The sequence below is a fragment of the Okeania sp. SIO2F4 genome, assembly GCF_010672385.1.
Classification (GTDB): domain Bacteria; phylum Cyanobacteriota; class Cyanobacteriia; order Cyanobacteriales; family Microcoleaceae; genus Trichodesmium.
Map to the genome: position 1 here is coordinate 1 of NZ_JAAHGT010000279.1, position 10,449 is coordinate 10,449.

The 10,449-nt window shown below is 34.3% G+C and carries 11 protein-coding genes; 5 read left to right on the forward strand and 6 right to left on the reverse strand.

Annotated elements, in window-relative coordinates:
• Window positions 1-153: 153 nt before the first annotated feature.
• The 3 genes from F6K22_RS18330 to thyX all read right to left on the reverse strand — a co-directional run bounded on the left by F6K22_RS18330 (window position 154) and on the right by thyX (window position 2,462).
• Window positions 154-393 carry a dUTP diphosphatase gene (locus F6K22_RS18330; RefSeq protein ID WP_375340167.1) on the reverse strand — a complete coding sequence of 80 codons (240 nt, stop codon included), beginning with the start codon at window positions 391-393 and terminating at the stop codon, window positions 154-156.
• A gap of 139 nt (window positions 394-532) precedes the next feature.
• Window positions 533-700, reverse strand: coding sequence for a hypothetical protein (locus tag F6K22_RS18335; RefSeq protein ID WP_363273849.1), 168 nt, complete (start codon window positions 698-700; stop codon window positions 533-535).
• Window positions 701-815: 115 nt separating this feature from the next.
• The gene (thyX, locus tag F6K22_RS18340) at window positions 816-2,462 is read right to left on the reverse strand and encodes an FAD-dependent thymidylate synthase (RefSeq protein WP_293100769.1); all 1,647 of its coding nucleotides are present in this window, start codon (window positions 2,460-2,462) and stop codon (window positions 816-818) included.
• Between the two features lie 134 nt (window positions 2,463-2,596).
• Here thyX and F6K22_RS18345 point away from each other — a divergent pair, with 134 nt between their 5' ends.
• The 5 genes from F6K22_RS18345 (at window position 2,597) to F6K22_RS18365 (ending at window position 5,515) form a co-directional block, all read left to right on the forward strand.
• Complete coding sequence (locus F6K22_RS18345; RefSeq protein WP_293100772.1) at window positions 2,597-3,187, forward strand: HD domain-containing protein; 591 nt, start codon at window positions 2,597-2,599, stop codon at window positions 3,185-3,187.
• A 499-nt stretch (window positions 3,188-3,686) separates the two neighbouring features.
• Complete coding sequence (locus F6K22_RS18350; protein WP_293100775.1) at window positions 3,687-4,091, forward strand: glycosyltransferase; 405 nt, start codon at window positions 3,687-3,689, stop codon at window positions 4,089-4,091.
• Window positions 4,092-4,136: 45 nt separating this feature from the next.
• The gene (locus F6K22_RS18355) at window positions 4,137-4,538 is read left to right on the forward strand and encodes a glycosyltransferase (RefSeq protein WP_293100778.1); all 402 of its coding nucleotides are present in this window, start codon (window positions 4,137-4,139) and stop codon (window positions 4,536-4,538) included.
• A 107-nt stretch (window positions 4,539-4,645) separates the two neighbouring features.
• Complete coding sequence (locus tag F6K22_RS18360; RefSeq protein WP_293100780.1) at window positions 4,646-5,188, forward strand: metal-dependent hydrolase; 543 nt, start codon at window positions 4,646-4,648, stop codon at window positions 5,186-5,188.
• A 126-nt stretch (window positions 5,189-5,314) separates the two neighbouring features.
• A complete protein-coding gene (locus F6K22_RS18365; RefSeq protein WP_293100783.1) occupies window positions 5,315-5,515 on the forward strand; it encodes a polysaccharide biosynthesis C-terminal domain-containing protein in 201 nt (66 codons plus the stop codon).
• Window positions 5,516-6,338: 823 nt separating this feature from the next.
• Here the strand turns inward: F6K22_RS18365 and F6K22_RS42220 are convergent.
• The 3 genes from F6K22_RS42220 to F6K22_RS18375 form a co-directional block, all read right to left on the reverse strand.
• On the reverse strand, window positions 6,339-6,566 hold the full coding sequence (locus F6K22_RS42220) for a zinc ribbon domain-containing protein (RefSeq protein WP_363273851.1): 228 nt from the start codon (window positions 6,564-6,566) through the stop codon (window positions 6,339-6,341).
• 256 nt (window positions 6,567-6,822) lie between these two features.
• Complete coding sequence (mtnA, locus tag F6K22_RS18370; protein WP_375340168.1) at window positions 6,823-7,866, reverse strand: S-methyl-5-thioribose-1-phosphate isomerase; 1,044 nt, start codon at window positions 7,864-7,866, stop codon at window positions 6,823-6,825.
• A gap of 530 nt (window positions 7,867-8,396) precedes the next feature.
• A complete protein-coding gene (locus F6K22_RS18375) occupies window positions 8,397-9,641 on the reverse strand; it encodes an NAD(P)/FAD-dependent oxidoreductase (RefSeq protein ID WP_293100786.1) in 1,245 nt (414 codons plus the stop codon).
• Window positions 9,642-10,449: the final 808 nt, after the last annotated feature.

Here is a 10,449-nt window from a genome sequence, read left to right on the forward strand (position 1 = left end):
TGCCAGTTCATCTAACTTTTTAACTTTCAGTTTCATAATAGGGAATAGGGAATACGGAATAGGGAATAGATAACTTTGTTTCTTACCCTAAATCTTAGGGGGATGAAAATCTCTCAATATTCCACCTATAGAGTTAAATTTTTTCTGATTTCCTTATTCTAGGGAATATAGAATTGCCCTAACTTGATGTTTTAAAGCTAATCCACTTCGGGGGCGAATTTGTGCTTGTGTTCCTGATGGTAATTCTATAGAAATACCTGTATGAATTAATGTGCTTTCTCCAGGATTAATAATTAATTCATCAAGAGAAAATAAATCTAATCCGGCGTCTTGGTTATGAGCATAAGAGGGCATAATTGCCAGTTCATCTAACTTTTTAACTTTCAGTTTCATAATAGGAAATAGGGAATAGGGAACTAGGGAATAGGGAATAGGGAATAGGGAATAGATAATTTTGTTTCTTACCCTAAATCTTAGGGGGATGAAAATCTCTCAATATTCCACCTATAGAGTTAAATTTTTTCTGATTTCCTTATTCTAGGGAATATAGAATTGCCCTAACTTGATGTTTTAAAGATAATCCACTTCGCGGGGGAATTTGTGCTTGTGTTCCTGATGATAATTCTATAGAAATACCTGTATGAATTAATGTGCTTTCTCCAGGATTAATAATTAATTCATCAAAAATCCGGTTATACAGTCATCCCATTTGCTACCTCTCATCAAGACATACCTTACTCAGTATACTCCCAAACAATTTCCTTGAATTTTTGACTTTCTTTAATTCTTACTTTTGACTTTTGACTTTTAACTTTCTAAGGTGCTAACTTACCTTTACCTAATCGATTTTTTTCATACCAATCTGCTATATTTGGCACCCAATCTTGAACATGAGGCCACATTAACTCACATAATTTTTGAATTTCTAATTGAGCATTCTTTTTAAAACGTAAATCCAAAAAATGTAGCAAACTACGACAATTAAAACTAACAACAAAATGCTGACGATAATCAAAAGGAATTTTTCCTCTTGCGTGTTCTTCAGACATTCCCAATTCCAGATCAATTTTGTATTTCTTAGCTGCCTCTAAACACCACTGTAAATCTTCTTCTCGTTGTTCAGCAGAATAATAATATTTTTTACCCTGACGGTCAGAATATTCTCCAACTGGACGTAAGTAAAAAGCAGTTTCTATATCAGTTTTTCCCTCTGCTACTGCAATAACTTTTCCCGAACAAAACCGATAACTTTGTACATCAAAAGAATTATGAACAACTAAACCATTAGCTATAAAATTATGTTCTGGATGTTCTACCTCAATATCATAAGTAATTTCTTTACCAAACTTTTCAATAGATTCTATTCCCACAAAAACACCACCATTACAAGAGAAAATATTGTTATTTATATTGTCAATTTTGTTTTCTCTACTAGAACCCCAGACAATATTTTCTAACCTATTGTGAAAATTATTTCCGTTTAAATGTCTTACTTCAAATTGCTCATCTTCTCCCAATTGTTTAAAGTTTTCCATTACTAACCTATGTCTATTTACTTGCGATACTTTACCAGAGTCTATTCCATGACTCAAACTGGTAAATAAATAATTTTTAGATTTATTCAGTTTTTTAATCTGAGGATTTGACAATAACTGAGAATAATTTCCCCTCCCTCCTTTAGGAAAATAAGAACCCAAACAACCCAAACTAGAAACTTCATATCCTTCATAATTTATTACTGGTATCCACTTTTCATCAAATATTTCTTTTTCCAGAAAATTAATTTCTTGTGGAGAAATTTTATTACCAGTAAATTCCACTTCAGATAATTGAGTGCTGTTATTAAATTCTTTTAACCTTTTCCAGCCTTGATTAGTCCAAAATTGGTGTTCCAACGTAGCTCTTATTTCTTTACCAGAAACAGTTTTTATTGTATAAGTTTCTTTTTCGCCATTAATATATATATTGGTGATTTTACTAGAAACAATTTGGTTAGTTTTAGTATCTAAAGTCAAAATAGTACGCTTACATATACTTTCTTGCATATATTTCGCATCCTTAGAAGTTTGCATATTTTTTCTTCCGTAATGCCATAGATGAGCTAATTTTTCAATTGTTTCCTCATAATACTCCTCTCCTTTAAATAAAGACGAATTTACAAATCTAACCTTTGTGTTGCCCGACAAACAACAACCTATCCTATGAGTTCTTGCTTGCTGCATAACACTATGGGGAAAAAATCCACAATTAAAAGTAATTTGCGGATGCTCAATACAACCATAATGTCCGCGATCGCCCGCTAAAAGTCGCTTGACAATAATTTCCCCACATTTGGCTTCCGAAGGCCAATTATCTCCTTCATCAAATACAAATCCTTCACTATAATCTTGATGCAACGCAGCATAAATTACCTGTTGAGGATTTGGTGTTTTAGCAATAACTTCTACTCGAAATTTATCCATAAAATTATTCTAAAGTTGAGCTAAATACAAGAGCAAAGCAATTTATTATTATTGCACCATAAAAATTGAATATCTAAAAAGTGATAGATTTTTCTTATTTTTGACTTTTAACTTTTAACTTTTGACTTAAAAAAATGATACTTTCTCACCGTTTTACAGAAGCTTTAGTTTATGCTACCCAGTTACACGCTCATCAAACTCGCAAAGGAAGTAAAGTTCCTTACATTTCCCACCTTTTAGGGGTAGCTAGCATTGCCCTCGAATACGGCGCTGATGAGGATGAGGCCATAGCAGCATTACTTCACGATGCCATAGAAGACCAAGGCGGGCCACCTATTCGTGCAGAAATTAGACTAAAGTTTGGGGAGAGGGTGACAGAAATAGTGGATGGTTGTACTGACACGGATACTACTCCAAAACCTCCTTGGGAAGAACGTAAAAAAGCTTATATTAATCGTATTGCTAATGCGTCACCGTCAGTGCGCTTGGTTTCTGCGGCAGATAAACTACATAATATTAGGTCTATTTTGAAAGACTATCGAACCCAAGGTGATGTGCTGTGGGATATATTTAAGGGTGGTAAACAAGGAACGCTCTGGTATTATCGATCGCTTGTAACTGCATTTCGTCAAGCTGACTCTACTCCGATAGTAATAGAGTTAGATAGTCTAGTTACAGAATTGGAAAGGTTAGTCCAGACACATAGAGCTGAAGTTAGCTTTTAGTTAAAATTGTCGCCTTGGTCAATCAGAGTAATGAAATTTGTAGGGGCAATTCACCTGTGGTTACCCTCGCCAGGATAGGGGTGCTACAGATAAATCATTCTCTCAATAAGCAGAAATATTTAGGCCAGATTAATATTACTTCACATCAAACTCATTAGTTTTAAATATAATTTATAAATCTAATTAGTAATTTTAATTATGTATACTCAAGTCCACTAGGAGTATTATGAAGTTTTGATGAAGACGATGGGAGTTTTAGGCAAATATTTTTAAAGATTTGATGAAATTGCCTGAAATCACTCGGAAATACTAAAGTCATTTGATAGGCTTAAATAAGTTGAAGAATAAATAATCAATTAGGAATTTATACAACTCTAAAAAATAGGGAGGATAAGTAGAAATATTTACTACTTATTTAACGCTACTAGGACTTAAGCTAATAAATTATAATATAGTTAATCAAAACTATAAAGTCTGATATATGTAGTATTTATAACTCATGCGTTGCGTAAGTTATAGTGCAGAAGTTGTAGTTCCAACTTGTCAAGCTTTGGCTAATACTGTTAATAAATATCGCCCCAAAAAAGTTGTACTCCTACCAGATGTTTATTTGTTGAATGAGAAACAAATTTTCAATCAACATCATCTCAAACAAGAGCTAAAAATTAGCATTGTATTGCTAATGTATGTAGAAAATCTAGAACAATATCAAAGCATAGATTTACTACTAGATAGTTTTGCTTTAGCACTAAAACAAACAAAAGAAATTGATTTAGTCATAGTGGGAGGAAATCCCGAAGATATTAAAAACTATCAAAACAAAGCAAATAAATTAGGCATTCAAGAAAAAGTACATTTTCCAAGGCAAAAACCTGCTAGCGAATTAGGAAATTATCTTGCTTAAGCTGATGTTTTGGTATCTCCTCGAATTAAAGGTAAAAATACACCCATGAAAATATATTCTTATCTAGATAGTGGCAAGGCTGTATTAACAAGTAATTTACCAACTCATACTCAGGTATTAGGTCACAAAACAGCAATGTTATCTCATCCTCATCCTAAAGCTTTTTCAAAAGGAATAGTTTCTCTAATTGAAGACCCTGACTTAAGATTACAATCAGGTGCAGCGGGTAAAATTATGGTTCAAAAAAATCACAGTTATTCAGCATTTTTTGAAAAGTTGGGTAGCATGCTACCAACAACTAATGTTAATCCTAAAACAGGTGAACCCGTCTTAGCCAAACATTATCAAATTTTCGATCATTCCCAAACTGGGTTATTAGGTTTAATTTCAGTAGTAGGAATCAAAGCTTTAACTCATCAAAAATTGAACCGATTATTTCACAACTAAGGGTGTGGAATTATGGAGGAGATTGTTTAAGTGAATTAGTATAATTCTACTGACATTAGTACCAATATTCTTTTAATACCTTTCCTTTATATCAACAATTTTTAACCATGCCATCTCCAATAGCTCACTCAGTTTCTGGATATGTACTAGCAAAGTTTCTACCACAAGAGCTATCAAAATATTATCCCTCTCGTTGGTGGAACTGGGAAAATTTTTATCCTGTTTTTATCGCCATTTTTGCTGACTTTGATTTTATTCCCCAGTTAATCACAGGAGAAATATTTCATCGGGGTATTACTCATACTTTAATTTTTGCTATTGGTTTGAGTTTAGTTTTTGCTTGGCTAATTAGTTATTTCTGCAAATATTCCTTTAAACAAATATTTTTATTTACTTTGGTTATCTACAGTTCTCATTTGGTGTTAGATTTTTTCACGACAACAAGTGGTTCTGGTTTACAATTGTTCTGGCCTTTAACAGATACATATTTTAAGTCAGCAATACCTATTTTTCCATCAGTTCATCACTCCAAAGGATTATTTGATATTAGTCATTTTATATTTATTAGTTGGGAATTATCTTACTCAGTATTAATTGTCAGTATATTATGGCTGTGGAAAAATTTTCGCTCTAGCAAATTTCCTGAATAAATTAATGAATAATCAAGTCTACTGGCTATAGTTTTACCAACAATTGTTGTGGCTGGATTTTGTCAGAGTATCATAGTTACTATCATTCATAGAAAAACTTTTTCCCCTGCTATTAGTTCTCTTGCCATGCTACTTCCAAGTCTAAGCATCAAAATGTTTGGCACTTTGGTAGAAACTTTTTTACAGACTACTAGACGGGAAAAATATTTACTAAAATTATTGCTAATAACGGTAACAATTAATGTTGTTGCTAATGCAATTTTGATTCCTAATCTACAAGCAGTGGGTGCAGCGATCGCTACTTTATTAGTGAAGTTGTCTTGGTAATTTCTGGTTGAGGTTTAATGCTTTATATGGGATACAAAGTAGGTATAACTTTATGTTTTATTGCAACAATTAGCTTATTACTTGCCGGAATTCCATCTCTGATTATGTATGTATTGAATCCTGGTATAGGTATGGGAATAATGAGTATAAATATAGTATATATTAGACCTCTCCAGAAAATAAACTTGCTCTTTATTTAAGACAAGCTAGAGTTGTCAAATTCACTCTCCGAAATCATTTATCGTATCTTTTGCGTGAAAATATATTCCCTGTTAACTGTTAAGTGTTAAGTGTTCCCTACTAGCCGCAAAAAATCTATATCTTTTTCACGCCTATGTCTATTGTTTTATCTCAAGGTTGGTTGAAGACCCGCGCTCTCGGTCAGGGGAGCTCAGAGATGGAAAAACCAATCAATCTTGCGGTATTTACGACTTTTGTGCTACAGCAGAAGAATAAGGCTGCTGGGCTAGCAGTGTCAGCGCCAGTCGCTCATGGGGGAGACCCCCTTTGGCGGCGCTGGCAAGTCTTTAGGAGCGCGCCTTTAGACCGGAAAGAGGTTCGCCCTCAGAGGCAGATGCGTTAGAAGCAGAAACCCAAAGCCTCCTAAGGAGGAGCTGCCTCTTGCAGAGGAGCTTCGCTAACGCTAACGTGAGGTTTGGGAATCCCGCGCTGTCACGCAAGTGCAGCGTCGGGAGGATGTCAATGATGGTTCCTCAGCAATTTCTCAGGTATAGATAGATAGCATAAATACTAAAAAACAAATTATGAATACTTACTTGATAAGATGTTTACTTCCTGCTGATTCTGAGGCGTCGGCGGTTACTCATCCACGGAGATTCACGGTCGTTTGCTTCGCAACGCTGGCGCTAAACACCGAAGGCGAAGTGTAGCTTTCACTGACCGCATCTCTTGAGTGCATCTTACATTCTGAGGAGACCTCAGAATTACGCACTCGCTTTATTAAATTTATGCTGGCGTTTAAATCTCGATCTATTGACAAGCCACACTCAGGACAATCATAAGTTGTCAGGTAATTTGGCATATCTTGGATATGAGCGCACCTAAATCAAGTCTTTCTTGATGGGAAAAACCTGTCAATTACCGAAAAATTCAGGTATAAAGCCTTTCCATTTATGGAGAAAAAAGCGGTTGAGGGATGGCGAGGTCTCCTCGCCATATCCAATCTCCCCTTGAGAAGAAAAAAATTTCTTTTAGGCAATCCTATCAGTTATAAGAAGAGGTAATTATTAATTATTAATTATTAATTATTAATTATTAATTATTAATTATTGAACATAACTTTTGAATCATACCAACTGTTCTAATTCTCCTGGCGCAACTGTCCCATATTCTGTCATTATTCCTGCAATTAATTCTGCAGGTGTAACATCAAATGCCGGATTATAAAATTCTACTCCCTCTGGACAAATGCGCGTTTCTCCCACTTGATATATTTCCTTTGTATCCCTTTCTTCAATAGGTATTTGACTACCATGAGATAATTTAAAGTCTATTGTTGACAGAGGTGCAGCTACAAAAAAAGGAATATTATGTGCTTTGGCCACAATAGCTAGACTATAAGTACCAATTTTATTGGCAGTATCCCCATTTGCTGCTATTCTGTCAGCTCCCACTACTACAGCATGAATTAAACCTTGCTTCATACAATGAGCAGCCATATTATCACTAATTAGGGTGACGGGTATGTTTTCTTGGACACATTCCCAAGTAGTAAGTTTTGCTCCTTGGAGACGGGGGCGGGTCTCATCTGCATAGACTTTGGCCAATCTTCCTTCTCGCCACGCGGAACGAATTACACCTAATGCTGTACCATGACCAGCAGTTGCTAATGCTCCAGCATTACAGTGGGTTAATATGTTCAATTTTTCTGGAGTAGTTGGTAAAACTTCTAGTCCACGATCGCCTATATTTTTACAAGTTTGTAAGTCTTCTGCATGAATATTTTTAGCAGTTTCTAATAAGGCTGTTTGAATTTCTTCTACAGACCCATTAGTTTGATTTGCTACTTTTAACATTCGCTCAATTGCCCAAAATAAATTAACAGCAGTTGGGCGAGTTTGTCGTAAGATTATAGCTATTTCTTCTAGCTGTTTTAAGAATTCATTTCTATCAGTTATGGAAATTTCTTTTGCTCCTAAGTACATTCCATAAGCTGCTGATATGCCGATGGCTGGTGCTCCACGAACTATCATGGTTTTAATAGCTTTTGCCATCTCTTCAGAACTGTTAATTTCTACAATTTTATATTCTCCTGGTAAACGAGTCTGGTCAATTAATAAAACTCGGTTATTTTTCCAAATAATCGGATTAACTTCTGTAATTTTAGACATGATATTTTCCCCTAATTATAATTTTGTTGACAATAATCAAATTCTCAGCATTTAGCTTTGAGCTAGTAGTTCCTAGTTATTCATTTATTTTCTTTGAAGTATCAATCAGAATTGAAATATTTATAGCAATCCTATTTTATTTGTGTATAAAAATCTTACCGCTTTTAGGGAACACTTAACTGGTGGGAGTTTTGCTTTTTTTATCTACTTTTTGATTACCCGCAACCTATGCACGGATTGCTATAGTGATAATTAAAAGTTACTGTAAAAGGATATTGTCTAATCTTGTACCAAGCATGAAAAAAGAAAGTTATTTGAATGTCTCTTTGATTAACATATATGGGCTGACCAGAAAAGATTGTGAGATTCTATATTCTGCTGACTCCTAAGCAGCAGCTCAACTATTAATACCAAATATTTAGCAAATTGGTATGACTCATTAATTAAAAAGCTGTTGATGGAGCATCTCCTAGAAAAAAGCTACAAAGTTGAGCGCTAATACCTGAATACTTAAACCAAATTTACTAAACTTAGCTGAATTTAGCCATAAAAAAATTGTTAATTTGTTGCCAGACTAATTTGAGTTTGCGTTGTATATATTTACCCAATCCTTTATACAACTTTTGAAAATTGTATTCAAACAAAATCTTCATCATATCTTCTACTGTCAAAGATTTTAAATACTTCACTCCTTTATCGATTAATTCGTCACTATCCTGCATATATCTTCTGCGCCCCATTTGTTCAGAAATATTCCATTTTATAGCATATCGTATCTGCATTTCTCTTTGATATGGACGAAAACTAAATAAGTGTTTATCTAGATATCTTTTAATATATTTACTAGCTATTTCTGCATTTTCCATACCATGTCTAATACCTTCTCCACCCAACATATTAATAGTAGATACTGCATCACCAATTGCAATAACATTATCTTGATAATAAATATCTTTTAATCCTACAGAATATTTGACAGTTGAACCATGGGTATCTATTAATTTATATTTTTCAAGTTTCATATAATCTTGAATTAAGAGTTCTAGATACCACCTCATTGATTTTGTTTCTACTATTTGTTTATGTTCTAAATTAAACCTTGCTACACCAATTTTTAATCTTTGCTGTGCTGATTCCATTGGAAATATCCAAGAATAACCTTTCGGCATCCATTTATGACCTAAGAAAAAAATTAAATCATTAGCATATTTATCATATTCTCTTCCTTCAACTTCGATTAAATATTCAATTCCTGCTGCTGTTAAGAACTGAGGTTTGCTATTTTTTTTATCATACATAACTGCTCTTGCAGGTCCGGTTGCATCAACTAAAACTTCTGTAGTAACAGTTAATTTATCACCACCAAAACGCCTCATTTCTACAATAGTTTTACCATTTTCTTGAAAATGTTCAGTATAACGACAACCCATCCAAACTTGACCACCATAATTTTTCACTTCTCCTGCTAAAAATTCTCTAAGTTTGGCAAAATTTAAAACTGCTCCTAAAGTTTTGGGTGATGCCCAGGTATGATTAATGTTAGTTGTAACAATACTAATTTTCTGCCAATAACTGCCGACTACTGTTTCTGGCAAGTTAAATTTATCAAGAGTTTCTTGGGGAGTTGCTGCACTAGAAAAGTCATTTTTTTGAAATGTTTCATGTTGTTCAAGCAGTAAAATTTTGTATCCTAATTTTGCTAAAGTTCTAGCGCATTGACAGCCAGCAGGACCAGCTCCGATTACTACTACATTAAAATGATTGATACTGTTCATAATGTTGGATTTTCTAACAGCAATATTGTGAGAATATATGACAAGTTGGTAACTCATTCCAGACAATTATTCCTTGAAAAGTGTAGCACTGCTCTATTCATTAATGGATAATGCATAATGGATAATTGATAATTACCTAGGGTTTTAACCGTTACGGAATTGAATATAAGGATATTTTCTTTTCTCTTGGTCGATTGGAGGCTAGCGAGGAGACCTCGCCATCCCATCCTACTCCATGCTTTGCTTTCCGACCGCTTTTTCCCCTATCCAAGGGGAGGCTTCAAGGCGCGAATTATTTAATTATTAATTATTAATTATTCGGTAATAAATAAGGTAAGCAAATATATAGCGTTTCCCAAGCTCGTGAGGTACAGTTATCTTTATTGTTTTATTGTCTTTTTATTCCCTGTTCCCTTTTCCCAGTTAAGTGTTCCCTCAAACCTGAAATTTTGTACCTCACGCTTTTTGGGAATTGCTATATAGTAATCATATTTCAGTTGTAAGATTTTAGTGGTAATTAGGAGTCAGGAGTCAGAATATAAAATGATTTTGATTGCTCTTAATTGTTCTTAAGCGAAGCTCCTCTGTTTGCGTAGCATTCCGAAGGAAAGGAGGCAAGAGGCAGCGGCTCTGAAAGAGCGGGAGACCTCGCCATCCCATCCTACTCCATGCTTTGCTTTCCGACCGCTTGTTTCTCCTTTATAAGGATATAAGAAGAGGCTTTTTACCTTAATTATTCGGTAAAGGATGCTTTGAGAGTAACTTTTAATTTTCGCTCAATCTTTCAACTCTGATTCTTCCTTCAAAA

Bases quoted from the DNA above. Each gene is read 5' to 3' on its own strand.
- F6K22_RS18350 (WP_293100775.1), top strand. From the start codon at position 3,687: ATGCGTTGCGTAAGTTATAGTGCAGAAGTTGTAGTTCCAACTTGTCAA.
- F6K22_RS18365 (WP_293100783.1), top strand. From the start codon at position 5,315: ATGCTACTTCCAAGTCTAAGCATCAAAATGTTTGGCACTTTGGTAGAA.
- thyX (WP_293100769.1), bottom strand. From the start codon at position 2,462: ATGGATAAATTTCGAGTAGAAGTTATTGCTAAAACACCAAATCCTCAA.
- F6K22_RS18330 (WP_375340167.1), bottom strand. From the start codon at position 393: ATGAAACTGAAAGTTAAAAAGTTAGATGAACTGGCAATTATGCCCTCT.
- mtnA (WP_375340168.1), bottom strand. From the start codon at position 7,866: ATGTCTAAAATTACAGAAGTTAATCCGATTATTTGGAAAAATAACCGA.
- F6K22_RS18345 (WP_293100772.1), top strand. From the start codon at position 2,597: ATGATACTTTCTCACCGTTTTACAGAAGCTTTAGTTTATGCTACCCAG.
- F6K22_RS18360 (WP_293100780.1), top strand. From the start codon at position 4,646: ATGCCATCTCCAATAGCTCACTCAGTTTCTGGATATGTACTAGCAAAG.
- F6K22_RS18375 (WP_293100786.1), bottom strand. From the start codon at position 9,641: ATGAACAGTATCAATCATTTTAATGTAGTAGTAATCGGAGCTGGTCCT.
- F6K22_RS18355 (WP_293100778.1), top strand. From the start codon at position 4,137: ATGAAAATATATTCTTATCTAGATAGTGGCAAGGCTGTATTAACAAGT.